Source organism: Bradyrhizobium mercantei (assembly GCF_001982635.1).
Classification (GTDB): Bacteria; Pseudomonadota; Alphaproteobacteria; order Rhizobiales; family Xanthobacteraceae; genus Bradyrhizobium; species Bradyrhizobium mercantei.
This window is the reverse complement of sequence record NZ_MKFI01000007.1, coordinates 226,595-241,158: the sequence shown is the minus strand read 5'-3', so window position 1 is coordinate 241,158 and position 14,564 is coordinate 226,595. Positions and strand designations below refer to the sequence as shown.

General features: G+C 63.0%; 16 protein-coding genes. 5 read left to right on the top strand and 11 right to left on the bottom strand.

The features are described 5' to 3' along the window. Positions 1-67: 67 nt before the first annotated feature. The 3 genes from ubiA to BI327_RS30950 all read right to left on the bottom strand — a co-directional run bounded on the left by ubiA (position 68) and on the right by BI327_RS30950 (position 2,113). Entirely contained in the window at positions 68-979 is a 912-nt protein-coding gene (ubiA, locus tag BI327_RS30960) for a 4-hydroxybenzoate octaprenyltransferase (RefSeq protein WP_076865055.1), read from the bottom strand. Positions 980-1,003: 24 nt separating this feature from the next. Then, complete coding sequence (locus tag BI327_RS30955) at positions 1,004-1,525, bottom strand: DUF2867 domain-containing protein (RefSeq protein WP_076865054.1); 522 nt, start codon at positions 1,523-1,525, stop codon at positions 1,004-1,006. 78 nt (positions 1,526-1,603) lie between these two features. Continuing rightward, a complete protein-coding gene (locus BI327_RS30950) occupies positions 1,604-2,113 on the bottom strand; it encodes a NuoB/complex I 20 kDa subunit family protein (RefSeq protein ID WP_083742272.1) in 510 nt (169 codons plus the stop codon). A 190-nt stretch (positions 2,114-2,303) separates the two neighbouring features. Here BI327_RS30950 and BI327_RS42460 point away from each other — a divergent pair, with 190 nt between their 5' ends. Beyond that, the gene (locus BI327_RS42460) at positions 2,304-2,459 is read left to right on the top strand and encodes a hypothetical protein (RefSeq protein ID WP_159450496.1); all 156 of its coding nucleotides are present in this window, start codon (positions 2,304-2,306) and stop codon (positions 2,457-2,459) included. Then, positions 2,459-3,130 carry a helix-turn-helix domain-containing protein gene (locus BI327_RS30945; protein ID WP_076865053.1) on the top strand — a complete coding sequence of 224 codons (672 nt, stop codon included), beginning with the start codon at positions 2,459-2,461 and terminating at the stop codon, positions 3,128-3,130. The genes BI327_RS42460 and BI327_RS30945 overlap by 1 nt, the downstream gene beginning before the upstream one ends. A gap of 173 nt (positions 3,131-3,303) precedes the next feature. Here the strand turns inward: BI327_RS30945 and BI327_RS30940 are convergent, their stop codons facing one another. After that, positions 3,304-4,560 (bottom strand): OpgC family protein, encoded by a 1,257-nt coding sequence (locus BI327_RS30940; protein ID WP_076865052.1) that lies wholly within the window; start codon positions 4,558-4,560, stop codon positions 3,304-3,306. 143 nt (positions 4,561-4,703) lie between these two features. Continuing rightward, positions 4,704-4,883, bottom strand: a complete 180-nt coding sequence (locus BI327_RS30935; RefSeq protein ID WP_076865051.1) for a hypothetical protein — start codon at positions 4,881-4,883, stop codon at positions 4,704-4,706. Positions 4,884-5,421: 538 nt separating this feature from the next. Between BI327_RS30935 and BI327_RS30930 the strand changes: the two genes are divergently transcribed. Further along, on the top strand, positions 5,422-6,414 hold the full coding sequence (locus BI327_RS30930; RefSeq protein WP_076865050.1) for a helix-turn-helix domain-containing protein: 993 nt from the start codon (positions 5,422-5,424) through the stop codon (positions 6,412-6,414). A gap of 38 nt (positions 6,415-6,452) precedes the next feature. Here BI327_RS30930 and BI327_RS30925 read toward each other — a convergent pair whose 3' ends face one another. From BI327_RS30925 to BI327_RS30900, 6 genes are all read right to left on the bottom strand, one after another. Then, entirely contained in the window at positions 6,453-7,148 is a 696-nt protein-coding gene (locus BI327_RS30925; protein ID WP_021078467.1) for an ABC transporter ATP-binding protein, read from the bottom strand. Next, entirely contained in the window at positions 7,148-7,897 is a 750-nt protein-coding gene (locus tag BI327_RS30920; protein WP_076865049.1) for an ABC transporter ATP-binding protein, read from the bottom strand. Before BI327_RS30920 ends, BI327_RS30925 begins: the two co-directional genes overlap by 1 nt. Beyond that, the gene (locus tag BI327_RS30915) at positions 7,894-9,186 is read right to left on the bottom strand and encodes a branched-chain amino acid ABC transporter permease (protein ID WP_076865048.1); all 1,293 of its coding nucleotides are present in this window, start codon (positions 9,184-9,186) and stop codon (positions 7,894-7,896) included. Before BI327_RS30915 ends, BI327_RS30920 begins: the two co-directional genes overlap by 4 nt. Further along, entirely contained in the window at positions 9,183-10,130 is a 948-nt protein-coding gene (locus tag BI327_RS30910; RefSeq protein WP_076865047.1) for a branched-chain amino acid ABC transporter permease, read from the bottom strand. The genes BI327_RS30915 and BI327_RS30910 overlap by 4 nt, the downstream gene beginning before the upstream one ends. 134 nt (positions 10,131-10,264) lie before the next feature. Next, on the bottom strand, positions 10,265-11,503 hold the full coding sequence (locus BI327_RS30905; protein WP_076865046.1) for a branched-chain amino acid ABC transporter substrate-binding protein: 1,239 nt from the start codon (positions 11,501-11,503) through the stop codon (positions 10,265-10,267). A gap of 289 nt (positions 11,504-11,792) precedes the next feature. Next, positions 11,793-13,019, bottom strand: coding sequence for a TetR/AcrR family transcriptional regulator (locus BI327_RS30900; protein ID WP_076865045.1), 1,227 nt, complete (start codon positions 13,017-13,019; stop codon positions 11,793-11,795). Between the two features lie 122 nt (positions 13,020-13,141). Between BI327_RS30900 and BI327_RS30895 the strand changes: the two genes are divergently transcribed. Continuing rightward, complete coding sequence (locus tag BI327_RS30895) at positions 13,142-14,206, top strand: ketopantoate reductase family protein (RefSeq protein WP_076865044.1); 1,065 nt, start codon at positions 13,142-13,144, stop codon at positions 14,204-14,206. 141 nt (positions 14,207-14,347) lie between these two features. Next, the gene (locus BI327_RS30890; RefSeq protein ID WP_076865043.1) at positions 14,348-14,545 is read left to right on the top strand and encodes a hypothetical protein; all 198 of its coding nucleotides are present in this window, start codon (positions 14,348-14,350) and stop codon (positions 14,543-14,545) included. Positions 14,546-14,564 lie beyond the last annotated feature (19 nt).

Below are 14,564 nucleotides of genomic sequence, written 5' to 3'. Positions count from 1 at the left end.
ATCACTCACATGATTCGTCAATAGCGCCGCGTCGTCGACGGACTGACGTGGGGGCGGATGCTTCATATCATGCTCCGCAGAATGCCGCGCAGGCCAGAAGCGCTCCGGTTAGAATGTTCGACAGGAACAGCCGGAAGCTGACCTCGGGTCGGGCAAGGTCCAGCTGCCGGGTCTGCCAGGCCAGATGCGCGGCGATCACCAGCATTCCAACGGCGTAAGGCGTCGACATGCCGACCAGCCAGCCTCCGATCGACCAGGCCATGACCGTCAGGCCGTAGAATAGGCCGATGCAGGCCTTGCCATGCCGGCCGAACAGAATTGCCGTCGATTTCAAGCCGAGGCGGGTATCGTCCTTCACGTCGACATAGGCATAGACGGTATCGTAACCAATCTGCCACGCGATGGCTCCGATCCACATCAGCACGGCTCCTGCCGGGACATGTCCTGCGACCTGAGCCCACGCCATCAGCATTCCCCAATTGAACGCCGCACCCAGCACAGCCTGCGGCCAATGGGTGAAACGCTTGCACAGCGGATAGATGAACACGAGCGGCAGAACGCAGACCGCGACGAGCCGCGCGTACGGGGTCAGAAAGAACAGCAGACACGCCGCAAGTGCGAGCTGAACGACGAGAAAGACAAAGGCATGTGGTGTGCCGATCTGACCGCTGGCCAAGGGGCGAAAGCGAGTCCGCTCGACGTGGCCGTCAAACTTGCGATCGGCAATGTCATTGATCGTGGCACCGGCGCTTCTCATCAGCAGGGCGCCAAGGGAGAAGATGACCAGCTGGCGCGGATCCGGGAAATCGTGCGAGGCCTGGATCAGCGCAGCCCAGCAAGGGAAGAGCGTCAGCCATATTCCGACGGGGCGATCCAGCCTTGCCAGTCGTGCGAATGGCCGCCAGGTGGACGGCAATCGGCGATCGACCCAGTCGCCCGGGTGAATATCGCTCAGGTCAGGTCGATGAACAGCAGCCATTGTCTCATCCAGGTCAGAGGCACGTCACAGCCTCCCAGCCATTGATGCGTTCGCCATCAGCTTGCGGACGCCATATTTGTGAAACGGAGCGACGAAGAAAAGATACACTTTTCCGGACCAATGATGGACCGTGCAGATGGTTGAGACGACCACGCTGGGTCTGTCGCCGTCGAGCACCTTGAGGACCGACAGTCTGAAGTCCATGTGCTTGTTGTTGCGGCCGGCGACGATTTCATTCTCGCTCAGCGCAAAGATCGGCCAAACGCCGATCTTGCCGCCGACGGCGTAGCGGTCCTTCATTTCGACATGGAAGATTTCCGACGCGGTCGGTACGTCCAGGCCAGCAAGCGAGGCGGCCTTGTTGCGGACGATCAGGAGCAGCTTCATCCACAATGGATGATGCGCGAAAATGCCGAAGAAGATAGCGATGACGTCAAGCTCGATGCGGCTTAGTGGCGTCCGGTAGCCGTCACGGAAATAAGCGTGCTCGACAACCTCGCGACCGAGCAGGCTGCCGGATGGTACGTCGCATTCAACAACGTTCATGCGAACTCCAGATCCAATCGTCGTTGCGCCGGTGCCGGCCGTCCGCCGTTCTTGCGGTGCAGGTTCGGCGCCGGGAATTTAGCGCCCAATGGTGCCGGTCCGTCGAATCTTTTTCTGCAACAGCATCACGCCGTATAGCAGCGCTTCCGCCGTCGGCGGGCAGCCGGGCACGTAGATATCGACGGGCACGATGCGGTCGCAGCCGCGCACCGCCGAGTATGAGTAATGATAGTAGCCGCCACCATTGGCGCACGATCCCATCGAGATCACATAGCGCGGCTCCGGCATCTGATCGTAGACCTTGCGCAGCGCGGGCGCCATCTTGTTGGTGAGCGTGCCGGCGACGATCATCAGATCGCTTTGCCGAGGCGAAGCCCGCGGGAAGCAACCGAAGCGCTCCATATCATAGCGCGGCATCATGACGTGCATCATTTCGACGGCACAGCAGGCAAGTCCGAAGGTCACCCAATAGACCGCCCCCGTGCGCGCCCACGTAATCATCTCGTCTACTGAGGTGACGAAAAATCCCCTGTCCGCAAGCTCGTTGTTGATTTCAAGGAAGGACGTATCATTGCCGGCCGATTCCATCTGAGCCTGCCCTTCATGGAGGCGGGTTCTTGGATAATTCCCGATTGCTTTCAACGTGCCAGATGGCGACTGGTCGTGTATTGAACGGTTCGGACATGCGCGAACGATGTCAGGAATACCGGGAAGCTCTGCAGTGACTGCGACGACCAGCTCTCGGATCGTATGGCCGGGGCCTCCGATCGCGGGGTGCGTGTTCTACACGATCATTCGGGATACGCAGGGCGTCGCGCTGGATCGGACCCAAAGATTCAATTTCTTCCCGGCGGCGCCGCTCTGCTCGTTGACCTGGGTGCTCGCCGGTGACTGGCACCTGATCGCTCAGCCGGACCCTGGACGGGAACGGTGATGCCCACACTTGCTTTCTCCGGGACGCAGCTCGGGCCGGTCGTCACCTGGAATCCCGGCGAGACCTATGCGATTACGATCGCATTCTACCCTGACGCATTCTCTGCGATGACCGGGCTCGACTTGAGCCCATTCACCGGGCGCACGGCGCCAGCAGAGCAGGTGCTGCCACCGCCGATGCTGTCGCTTTGCCGCAACTTCCTCGATGCCGTTCAGGGCGGAGGAGCCGAAACAGCGCTCTCGGCATTCAAGGACGAGATCGCGGTCACGTGGGCAAATGCGCGCCCTGTTGGCGCCAGGCCGATGCGATGGACGAAGGATTGGAGCAGAAGCCTCGCGGTCAGGGCCGCGCTAACCGACCTCGGACGCAGCGCGCGGCAAATCGCACGGCGGGTCAAATCATGGACCGGGGCCAGCCAGCGGGACCTGCACGGCCTCGGTCACACCGAGCAACTCTATGCCAAGCTGCACGAGGCCATCCAGGACGGTGAAGTTGACTGGGCCGGGCTCGCGGCTGCGTCGGGGTTTGCCGATCAGCCGCACATGATCAGACAGATGCGCCGCTACACCGGCTTCACGCCGGAGCAATTGCGCAAGAGTGCCGAGAATGACGAGGCCTTCTGGGCCTACCGGCTGCTCGGCCAGTATTTCGACGAGCCGAGAGATCAATAGGTCGATCCAGCGCTGTGATGGAGAAAGAGGCTTCCAGCCCGGCCGGCCGCCTCGCTTCACACTTCCAGCCATTCCTCGCGGATGGCGGCGATGGACTCGAGTTGCTCGGGGTGCCCTCTAACACGACGCGGCCGCGGCCCATGATGTAGACCCGATTCGGAGGCGTAGTCCGCCTAGCGCGCGATGATGGCGCGGAGGCGGACGTTGTGCGCGTTCAGAGGCGGATCAAGGGCGGTCTTGCGTGGGTCATCCTGAACGTTCCGGCTGGTACCGGAGGCGGAAATTTCGGCTGCGTTCGCCAGAGGCTGCCGCTCTCGCTTGGAACTGAGCGCGTTCAGGAGCGTCGCGAACACGATCATGATCAGGACGCCCGCAAGACTGAGCGCGATTTGCATCGAAGGCCTGTTCGATACGTCGAACAGATCGAATTGGCTGACGAGCGCCAGCACGACGCCGAGACAGAAGATCGGCAGTGAATTCTCGCCACAGCTCCGCGCGCCGCGCAGCACTGGTGTCGATAGTCCCCTCCAGCCTTGGGGGACGAGCTGCAACGCCACGATCGCGAGAGCCAGGAAATGCAGCAATCGCAACGGACTCAGATTCGATTTGTCCAATGGCAATAGCAGGTCCGTCAGGGCCTGCGGGACCAGCGGCTTGATGTCCTGGCCGCGCGCAAGGACCAGGCTGAACGCCAGATAGAGCACGGACAGAACCAGGGCAGGGCGCGACGTCAGCCATGTTCGGATCTTCTGCCCCTCGATGACGTACCATGCGCCCAGCACGATCAGAAGCTGCCAGGCCAGTGGATTGAAGAACCAGGCGCCGTCGGGCCAGGCAGGGACCCGCCATCCGAAGATGTGCACCAGTGCATAAAGCAACAACGAAAGGCCGAGCGTCACGTTTGGCGCGCGCAGCAGCAGCCACAACAGCGGTGCGAACAGGACGTGACACACCACGAAGACCGGCAGGACATCGGTGTTGACCGGGCGGTATTGCAGGATCGCGGCGTGGGCGAGCGCCTCGCCCGGATGCTCGAAGAAAATCCGCGTATTGCTCTCGTCGGCGGCGCTGCCCGCGAGGTAGACGAGGACGATGCAACCGAGCGTAAGCAGCAGGAAGGCGGCATAGATGTCCCATCCCCGCCGCAGCGAGCGGCCGATCATGCCGCTCCAGCCTTCGCGCTGACATGCCCTGCCGTAAGCCAGCGCGCAGGTGACGCCCGAGATGAACATGAATATTTCGGCGGCATCGCAGAAGCCGTAGTTGCGCAGCGTCAGCCAGCTTGCGACGTTATTTGGAACATGATCGAGAAAGATCCACCACAACGCGATCCCGCGACAGACGTCGATGCGCGGATCGCGGCCGGTCGATCTGAACTCCGGCGGAATTTCGCCGATCAATCGCTTCGAGCAGTGCGTTCGATCATGCATTTGTCGATCTGTCCGGCGTGCGCGCGGCCTCATCGGGCATTGGCTTATGAGGCGCCCGGATGCTCCGAGGCGCGCGCGTGCCGGATCAGCCTCCGGCCAACTCTTGGGTCAATTCCTGGGTCAACTCTTGGGATGTGCTCCGGCTACCCGAGCGTTGGCGACGCTTTCGTCGGGCAGTCGCAATCACGGGGGCCGGCAAGATCGCTGTCTTCCGACGGCGTCCGCGAGATCTCGCCGATGACCGGTATCAAAAGCTGCTTCCGCATTTCGGCGAGGCGGGCACGACAGTACTCATGATAAAGCATGTCGAATATGGTGGACATGATCGAACGCCTTCTTGATCACCGAGGTTGACTTCCCACGTGACAGATTTCGACCATTTCGACCGGCGGCAAAAGCGGTGCCGCGGTTAGTTTATGTCCGATGAACTCTGCCAGCGATGTCGCTATGGCAGCAAAATAAATTCGATTTCAAACTGACTTGCCTGCCTGCGGCTCCTTGAGTTCGACCGATCTCCAGCAAGTTCGTGAAGCTGATTTGCGCTTTGCACGTTGCTAGGAATATCCAAACTCAGTCCGATGGCAGCAATTATAGATAGAGCCGTCACGGCCGCCTCCTCTTAAAGGAGAAAAATCGCCGCGACTTTCGCAATCACTATATCCGTAATATTCTGATCACCGAGTGAACCAGTTCACATCAGCACAATCACAGGCAAGTGAGACTAGCAGACCGATAGCATGGCTTCTTGGACTCATGCGCACGGATCGAGCGAAGGTCGGTGCGTCATTTGCAAAATGCAGAGACTGATTGTGGCGTGCCGCAACATTCCGTTCTGATGTTTTGTGAAGGCTGGAGGTCCCCATGGCTACGGACGCAGCCGATTTTGCCTCGTATCAATTTTCGACGCGCGACCATCCGGAGCGTATCCGGGTCCCGCTATGGCGCGAGCATTTTGCACGATGCATCGTGCACGCCGATATCGAACCGCTAACGGAGGTTCCGTTCCAGGCCGATGCGTCGCTGCACGCGGTCCAGGGTTTGCGGACGCTCGCGCTGAAGGGCACGTCGATGCGTTTCAACCGTCTGCGGTCCAACCTTGCCGATGGCGATGACTCCGTCGGCATCATCTTCTGCTCGTCCGGCAGGAGCAGGCCTTCGCAGCGCGGCCAGGACGTCGAGCTTCGCGCCAGCGATGCCATCGCCATTCTGCATTCCGAGCCCGTCAGCGTGACTTATGTCGAAGGATTGCAATTCGGTCTGGCCGTGCCGCGCGAGGCGCTTGCGCAGCGCGTGACGAATGTGGAAGGCCTGGTCATGCGGCCGATCTGGCACCAGGCGGAAGCATTCCGGCTGTTCACGGCATATCTGAAGTCGGTATTCAGGACGAAAGCACTGATTGCCCCCAAGCTTCGTCATGCGGTCGTGGCCCACATCCATGATCTGGTCGCGCTCGCAATCGGCGAGTGCCCGGCATTGGGCGAGAGCAGCGCGAGTGCCGTCGTGGCCGCGCGGCATGATGCGGCAATCGACTACATCGCGATCCACTTTCAGGAGCCCGGGCTCAGCGTGCAATCGGTCGCGCATTGCCAGGGCATCTCGCCCCGCTATCTGCAGCGCCTGATGGCGTCATCGGGATCATCGTTCACCGAGCGCTTGAACGAGTTGCGCCTTCAGCGGGCGCTCCTGCTGCTGACCCGCCCTCACGCCGGCCGCCGGCGAATCTCCGATATCGCGCTGGAGGTCGGTTTCTCGGATGTTTCGCACTTCAATCGCTTGTTCCGGGCCCGCTTCGGGGATTCACCGCGCGGCGTTCGCTTCGCGCGAAGGGGATCCGGCGGAGCCGCCCCGAGCTGATCGAGCACGCGACGTCTGCGTAGCCACGCAGCGCCGCCTCACACCTCCAGCCATTCCTCGCGGATGGCGGCGTTATTCTTGAGTTGCTCCGGGGTGCCTTCGAACACGACGCGGCCGTGGCCCATGATGTAGACCCGGTTCGAGATCTTCATCGCGATCGACAGCTTCTGCTCGACCAGCAGGATGGCGACGCCGGCCTTGGCGATCCGCGCGATCAGCTCGCCGACCTGCTGCACGATCAGCGGCGCCAGACCTTCGGTCGGCTCGTCGATCATCATCAATTCGGGGTCGCCGAGCAGCGTGCGGCAGGTGGTCAGCATCTGCTTCTCGCCGCCCGACAGCACGCCGGCCGGCGTGTCGGCGCGGCGGGCGAGGTTGGGGAACATGTCGAGCATCTCCTGCAGCCGCCATTTGCCGGGGCGGCGCGGGTCCTTGATGCCGAGGATCAGGTTCTGGCGCACCGTCAGGCTCGGGAAGATGTCGCGATGCTCGGGCACATAGCCGAGCCCGAGGCGGGCGATCTTGTGGCTCGGCAGGCCGGCGATATCCTGGCCCTTGAAGCGGATGGTGCCCTGCGGCGGCACCTCGCCCATGATCGCCTTGACGGTGGTCGAGCGGCCGACGCCGTTGCGCCCGAGCAGGCTGACCACTTCGCCGGCGGCGATGTCGAGATCGACGCCCTGCAGGATGTGGCTCTTGCCGTAATAGGCGTGAAGATTCCTGACCTCGAGCATCAGTCGACCTCCTCGCCGAGATAGGCTTCCTTGACCTTCGGGTTGCCGCGGATTTCCTCGGGCGTCCCGGAGGCGATGATGTGGCCGTAGACCAGCACCGAGATGCGGTCGGCGAGGCCGAACACCACGCTCATGTCGTGCTCGACGATGACGAGGGTGCGGCCCTCGGTGAGGCGGCGGATCAGCGCCACGGCGCGCTCGGTCTCGGCGTGGCTCATGCCCGCGGTCGGCTCGTCCAGCATGATGACGCTGGCGCCGCCGGCGATCGTGATGCCGATCTCGAGCTCGCGCTGCTCGGCATAGGTGAGCAGGCCCGCCGGCACGTCGCGGCGATGGCTGAGATGGATGTCGTCGAGGATCTGCGCGGTGCGCTGCCTCACCTCGGGCAGGTTGTCGACGTTCTTCCAGAACGCATAGCGGTGACCGGTCGCCCACAGCACCGCGCAGCGGACGTTCTCCCACACCGTCATGCGGGCGAACACGTTGGTGACCTGGAACGAGCGCGACAGCCCGCGCCGGTTGATCTCGAACGGCCGCAGGCCCGAGGTCACCTCGCCGTTGAGGCGGATCTCGCCCGAGGTCGGCTTGATGTGGCCGCTGATCAAATTGAACGTCGTCGACTTGCCGGCGCCGTTCGGGCCGATGATGGCGTGACGCTCGCCCTTGGCGACGTTCAGATTGAGGTCGCGGATGATCTGGACATTGCCGAAGCTCTTCTCGACGGCGTTGACTTGGATGGCAGCGGTCATGCGAGATACCCCCGATCACGGGCCACCGTCGCGGCGCGGTCCCAGGCTTCCGCGACACGCCGCCAGGTGATGCGCGCGACCAGGAAGCCGCCGACCACCAGAACCGCGGCGGCCGCCCAGGTCGTCGGCGCGGTTGCGACGAAGGGGATGCCGAGCAGGTTGATGACGTCGCCGCCCGAAAAGCGCGCGACGGTTTCGATGGTCAGGATGATGCCGAGCGCAAACGCCAGCGTCGGGATCGCCGCGACCAGATAGGACGGGATCACGGTACCGAGGGTGCCGGCGCGGATCAGCGGACGATGCTTCATCAGGATGCCGGCGATGCCGCCGGGCGCGAACATCACGATGCCGATGAAGATGACGCCGAAATAGAGCTGCCAGACCGAGGTGACGCTGGTCAGCCCGAGTTGCAGATAGGTCACCAGGATGGCGCCTAAGATCGGACCGAAGAAATAGGCGGTGCCGCCGATGAAGGCGGAGAACAGCACGAGGCCCGATTGCGTCGCGCCGAGATAGGCGGAGTTCGCGATCTCGAAATTGATCGCGGTCAAGCCGCCGGCGATGCCGGCGAAGAAGCCCGCGAACATGTAGGCGAGATAGCGCACCACATGCGGATCGTAGCCGATGAACTCGACGCGCTCAGGATTGTCGCGCACTGCGTTGCAGATGCGGCCGAGCGGGGTGCGGGTCAGCGCGTACATCGCGATTGCCGAGACCAGTACCCAGAACGCGATCAGATAGTAGACCTGGATCTGCGGCCCGAAGGTCCAGCCGAACATCGGCATCAGCGAGGTGCGGTCGGTGGTGATGCCGGATTCGCCGCCGAACACGCTGCGCAGGATCAGCGACGACGAGGCGACCAGTTCGCCGATGCCGAGCGAGATCATCGCAAACACGGTGCCGGCGCGCTTGGTCATGACCCAGCCGACCAAAAGCGCGAAGGCCATGCCGCCGATGCCGCCGACCAGCGGGATCACCGGCAACGGGATCGGCCAATTGTGGCTCGCGACCGCGTTCATGACGTGCACGGCAAGGAAGCCGCCGAGGCCGTACTGCACCGCGTGGCCGAACGACAATAGCCCGGTCTGGCCGAGCAGGATGTTGTAGGACAGCGCGAAGATGATCGCGATGCCGATCAGGCAGAACGAAGTCAGCGAGCCGCCGGACGAGAAGATCAGCGGCAGCACGATCAGCGCTATGGCCGCGAGCAGCCAGACGCCATAGAAGCCGAGGGCGCTGCCGGGCTCCTGCTTGGCCGCGGCGAGGGAGGGCGTGGGAGCGTTGGTCATGACTCGCGCGTCCCCAGCAGGCCCATCGGGCGGAAGATCAGCACCAGCACCAGCAGCAGATAGGGCAGGATCGGCGCGATCTGCGCGATCGTGACGTTCCAGATGTCGGTGAGCGGCGAGGGGCCGAGACTCGGATCGAGCGGGCCGAACACGCTGGCGAGCGAGCCGTTGAGCGCGACCGCAAAGGTCTGGATCAGCCCGATCAACAGCGAGGCGATGAAGGCGCCGGGCAGCGAGCCGAGGCCGCCGAACACGATGACGACGAACAGGATCGGGCCGAGCAGCGCGGCCATGTCGGACTGCGTCACCAGCGAGGGACCGGCGATGACGCCGGCAAGGCCCGCCAGCGCGCTGCCGACGCCGAACACCAGCATGAAGACGCGGCCGACATTGTGGCCGAGATGGCCGACCATGCTCGGATGCGTCAGCGCAGCCTGCACGATGAGGCCGACCCGCGTGCGCTTCAGCGTGACCAGCAGCGCGATGAAGATCACCACCGACACGACCAGCATGAAGATCTTGTAGGCGGGGTAGTTGGTGGAGAAGATGGTGAAGGCGGGGAAATCGAGCACTGCCGGGACGCGGTAGTCGACCGGGCTCTTGCCCCAGATCATCGAGACGATCTCTTCGATCGCGAACGCAAGCCCGAAGGTCAGCAGCAGCTCGGCGACATGGCCGTGCTTGTGGGTGTTGCGCAGGCCGTAGCGTTCGACCGCCATGCCGACCGCGCCGACCAGCAGCGGCGCCAGCACCAAAGCGGGCCAGAATCCGATCCAGCGCGTCAGCTGATAGCCGAAGAACGCGCCGAGCATATAGAAGCTGGCATGTGCGAAGTTCAGCACACCCATCATGCTGAAGATGACGGTAAGGCCGCTGGACAGCAGGAACAGCAGCATGCCGAACAAGACGCCGTTGAGCGTCGAGATGACGATCAATTCAGCCACGGGGCACCTGTTTGAGACCCGAAGGATTCACGTGAAGACCTACTGAACGAAATGGTGCCGGCATCGAGCGCGCCGGCGGCCGACGAGCGCCTCCGCACCGTCGCAGGTTGCGGAGGCGCGACGCAAGTGGCCGATCAGGGCCGCTTCATGTTGCAGGTGGTCGGAAGCATCGTCTGATCGGTCTCGATCTTGGAGACGATATGCCAGCCCCAGCCGGTGTTCTCCTCGTCGAACGGCTCCTTGGCCTTGTCGGCCAGCGAGCCGAACGAGGAGATGTAGATCGGCTGGAAGAACTGGTGGTCGTCCTTGCGCATGAAGCCTTCGCCGCCGTCGAACACGTCGAACTTCATGCCTTCGAGCGCGGCTGCGACCTTCACCGGGTCGATCGAGTTGGCCTTCTCGGCGGCCGCCTTGAACATCCGCATCTCGTTGACCGCGCGCGGATACCAGACGGAAATGCCGGTCTTGGCGCGGAAGTCCTTCTCGAAGTCCATCGCCGCCTTGTTGCCGGAGTTCGGGACGCCTTCGCTGATCTGGAACACCTGGTTCTCGAGGCCGGTCTGCTTGATCGCGGTCGGTCCGCCGGCGCCGCCGGCATAATAGGTGTACCAGTTGACCTTGAGGCCGGCGTCGGCCGCCGCCTTCAACAGCAGTGCGAAGTCCTGGCCCCAGTTGCCGGTCACGACGGTGTCGGCACCCGACGCCTTGATCTTGGCGATGTAGGGCGAGAAGTCGGTGACCTTGAGCATCGGGTGCAGTTCGTCGCCGACGACCTGGATATCCGGCCGCTTTTCACCCAGCATCTTGCGCGCAGCAGTGCGTACCGACTGGCCGAACGAATAGTCCATGTTGATCAGATAGACCTTCTTGATGGACGGCTGGCCCTTCATGTAGTTGGTCAGCGCTTCCATCTTGATGTCCGAGTTCGCGTCCCAGCGGAAATGCCAGTAGCTGCACTTCTCGTTGGTCATGCTCGGATCGACCGCGGCGTAGTTGAAGTAGAGCACTTCCTTGCCGGGGTTGCGCGAATTGTGCTTGGTGACGAAGTCTTCCAGCGCGGCACCGACCGACGAGCCGTTGCCCTGCGTGATGTAGTGGACGCCGGCGTCGACCGCCTTCTGCGCCTGCACCAGGCTTTCCTGCGGATTGGTCTTGTTGTCGAGCGGGACGATCTCGACCTTGTGGCCGAGGATGCCGCCCTTGGCGTTCAACTCGTCGGCGAGGTACTGAAACGTCTTCAGGCCGCCCTCGCCAACGCTCGCGCCGCCACCGGAGAGCGGATCGATATAGCCGATCTTGATGGTTTCCTGCGCGGACGCCGCGCCTCCCAACACCGTCAGTGCTGCCGTGGCAGCAACGATCAGCTTACGCATCCTGGTTTCTCCCTTGCTTGTGTTTCTTGATCTTCAGCGATCGAGGCCGTCTCTTAGCCTCAATTGCCGAGCCTCCGCAACTTTCGCTTTGAATACTGCGTCAAGTTTTAGCAGGAGGTATTATAATGTTATAGGCTATAAAGCTTTCGAGATGCCATGAGATCCGGCGCAGATTTGAACCGGAAGTAAACTTTTGGCTGAGGCGTCCGCCGGTCGCCATTTGGAACCGGCGTCGTCCCGGGCCTCGTGAGGCCGGAGACATTATAGCGGCTGGACGCGAATTGGCGATTCAAGCCGGATGCCGGCGCGGCTTGAGGCCCAGGAGGAAGAGTCGCGCGAAATGATCGGCGATCTCGACGGCAGACCAGTCACGCCTGGTCTTGAACCAAATCGGATACCAATGCCCCATGCCGGTCAAAATCCGCTCCGAGAAATATGTATCGATGCGGCGGATGCGGCCCTCGTCGATCCAGCCCTGATAGCTGTTCTGGCTTTGCCGGATCGTCGCCAGCACCTGTGAGACATATTCCTTCCGGTCAGCGTCGTTGAGATAGTTGATGTTGTGGTAGGTCGCCTTGGGGCCGCAGGGCGTGTCGTGCAGCATCAGCAGCAGGCGAAGCCGCTGAACGGTGTGCTCGAAAGCCCCGAGGCTCTGCTCTTGCAGATGCTCGCGAATGGCGATCTCGCCGGCGAGCCCGCGTCGCAGACAGGCCAGCAGCAGGCTCTCTTTCTCGCTGAAGTGATAGTAGATCCCGGCGCGGGTCATGCCCGCATCCGCAGCGATGCTCTCGAGCGACGTGCCCGACGCGCCCCTTCGATTGAAGCTGTCGGAAGCGATCGAAAGCATCCTGTCGAACTTCGCCGCCCGCTTGTTCAAGCTCGCGCGCGACTCGAGGAATGGCGCGAGGCTGAGCGGTTCGGGCATCTCGGGAACAGCGATCTCGCGCCGGTAGACGCCGTGCGTGATGATGTCGTCGATGGCATCGATCGCCTGCTGGCGCGTGTAGTAGTCGCGTTCCGACAGCCAGAACGGCACCCAGTCCAGGATGGAGATCAGCGCCACCGCGGTGAGCAGCGGTTCGTCGCAGGCGATCGAGCCATCCGCCACGCCACGATCCAGAATGTCCGCCAGCAGCGCGGCATTCTGCCAGCGCCTGGCATGGACTTCGCTGCCGTAGGGCGCGGCAAGCGCATCGATGTCGGTGAACAGGATCATGCGCTGGCCTTCGGGCCGCAGCCGGCCGCGCACGAAGCGCCTGATGATCTCGAGCCCATCGATGCCGGGTTCGGCGGCGGCTTCGATCTCGTGCCGGTAGATCGCCAGCCCCCGCAGATAGCAGTGGAAGATCAGATCTTCCTTGTCGCGGAAATAGTGGTACAGCGCGCCCGGCACGGCCCGAACCGAGGCCGCGACCTGCTCCATCGTCACGTTTGCATAGGAGTGGCGGGCAAACAGCCGGGAAGCTGAGAGGAGGATTTCTTCAGCCCGATCGGTCGGGTCGGCGGCGACTTGCAAGCTCGAATGCCCTTCCTGATCGCGGAACGAAATTCCGCACCCGAGATAATCCCCTTGGCAGCCGCTTGTCGATCTGCGATAGACGGTGGCATACCATACACCAGCAGTCTTTTGGAGAGAGCATGGCGCGCAACATTCTGATCCTTGGAGCTTCCTACGGCTCGCTGCTGGGGACCAAGCTCTTGATGGCGGGTCACAACGTCTCGCTGGTGTGCCGCAAGAACACTGCCGACCTGATCAACCGCGAGGGCACCGAGGTCCGCATCAAGCTGCGCGACGAGAAGGAGCATCGCTCGATCTTCTCGCGCGACCTGCCGGGCAAGCTCGACGCCGTGACGCCCGCCGATGTCGACGTGTCGCGCTACGACATGGTCGGTCTCGCCATGCAGGAGCCGCAATACACCAACCACACGGTGCGCGTGCTGATGATCAAGATCGCGGCGGCGAAGCTGCCGTGCCTGTCGATCATGAACATGCCGCCGCTGCCCTATCTGAAGCGGATTCCCGCGCTCGCCGGCATGGACCTCGAGGAGGCCTACACCAACGCGCAGGTGTGGGAGCGCTTCGAGCCGGGCCTGGTGACGCTGTGCTCGCCGGATCCGCAGGCGTTCCGTCCGCCGGAGGAGAAGGCCAACGTGCTGCATGTCGGCCTGCCGACCAACTTCAAGGCCTCCGCCTTCGCCGACGACAAGCACAACAAGGTGCTGCGCGAGCTTGAAGCCGACATCGATGCGGTGACGCTCGACGGCCAGGACGTGCCGGTGAAGCTGAAAGTGTTCTCGTCGCTGTTCGTGCCGCTCGCCAAGTGGTCGATGCTGCTGACCGGCAATTATCGCTGCATCACGCCGACCGAGCCGCAATCGATCCGCGATGCCGTGCACAGCGATCTCTCGCGCTCGCAGGCGATCTATGACCATGTCGACGGCATTGCGCGCAAGCTCGGCGCCGACCCGGCCGATCAGGTGCCGTTCGCGAAATACGCCAAGGCGGCGGAAAGCCTGCTCAAGCCGTCATCGGCGGCCCGCGCGGTCGCGGCCGGCGCGCCGTTCATCGAACGCGTCGACCTCCTGGTGAAGCTGATCTCGCATCAGCTCGGTAACCCCAGCGCCGAGATCGATCGCACTGTCGAGACCGTCGATCAGAAGCTGAACGAGAAGATCGTGCAGGGCGGCTCCGGCGCGGAGTAGCCACGTTGATGGCGGGGGCGGCACGCGCCCTCGCCATGCATCGGCGATCAGCGAAACACGCTATCGCAGCTCTCGAACGCATGGCTCGGCCTGTCCCGCTGGGATAGGCTCGCGCCAGATTTGCGGTTGGGAGCCACCGACATGTCGATCAAGCCGCTTCTTCCCTTGGGAATTTATGGGGACCTCGATCGCGCCCGCGACATCCTGCGGGCGTGGCAGCCGCTCGACCACCTCTCGCCCGACGATGCCGAACTCGTCGTGAAAGCGATCGCCGAGGGCATCGCCCGCGGGCGCAGGCACGGGCTGGAGATGGGGCAGGGCTGCCACCTGGCGGCGTGAGGTGCGGTCGGCGAGCGTT

Excerpts from the sequence above, each read along its gene's own strand:
- ubiA (WP_076865055.1), bottom strand. The coding sequence starts at position 979 with ATGGCTGCTGTTCATCGACCTGACCTGAGCGATATTCACCCGGGCGAC.
- BI327_RS30955 (WP_076865054.1), bottom strand. The coding sequence starts at position 1,525 with ATGAACGTTGTTGAATGCGACGTACCATCCGGCAGCCTGCTCGGTCGC.
- BI327_RS30950 (WP_083742272.1), bottom strand. The coding sequence starts at position 2,113 with ATGGAATCGGCCGGCAATGATACGTCCTTCCTTGAAATCAACAACGAG.
- BI327_RS30945 (WP_076865053.1), top strand. The coding sequence starts at position 2,459 with ATGCCCACACTTGCTTTCTCCGGGACGCAGCTCGGGCCGGTCGTCACC.
- BI327_RS30940 (WP_076865052.1), bottom strand. The coding sequence starts at position 4,560 with ATGCATGATCGAACGCACTGCTCGAAGCGATTGATCGGCGAAATTCCG.
- BI327_RS30935 (WP_076865051.1), bottom strand. The coding sequence starts at position 4,883 with ATGTCCACCATATTCGACATGCTTTATCATGAGTACTGTCGTGCCCGC.
- BI327_RS30930 (WP_076865050.1), top strand. The coding sequence starts at position 5,422 with ATGGCTACGGACGCAGCCGATTTTGCCTCGTATCAATTTTCGACGCGC.
- BI327_RS30925 (WP_021078467.1), bottom strand. The coding sequence starts at position 7,148 with ATGCTCGAGGTCAGGAATCTTCACGCCTATTACGGCAAGAGCCACATC.
- BI327_RS30920 (WP_076865049.1), bottom strand. The coding sequence starts at position 7,897 with ATGACCGCTGCCATCCAAGTCAACGCCGTCGAGAAGAGCTTCGGCAAT.
- BI327_RS30915 (WP_076865048.1), bottom strand. The coding sequence starts at position 9,186 with ATGACCAACGCTCCCACGCCCTCCCTCGCCGCGGCCAAGCAGGAGCCC.
- BI327_RS30905 (WP_076865046.1), bottom strand. The coding sequence starts at position 11,503 with ATGCGTAAGCTGATCGTTGCTGCCACGGCAGCACTGACGGTGTTGGGA.
- BI327_RS30895 (WP_076865044.1), top strand. The coding sequence starts at position 13,142 with ATGGCGCGCAACATTCTGATCCTTGGAGCTTCCTACGGCTCGCTGCTG.
- BI327_RS30890 (WP_076865043.1), top strand. The coding sequence starts at position 14,348 with ATGTCGATCAAGCCGCTTCTTCCCTTGGGAATTTATGGGGACCTCGAT.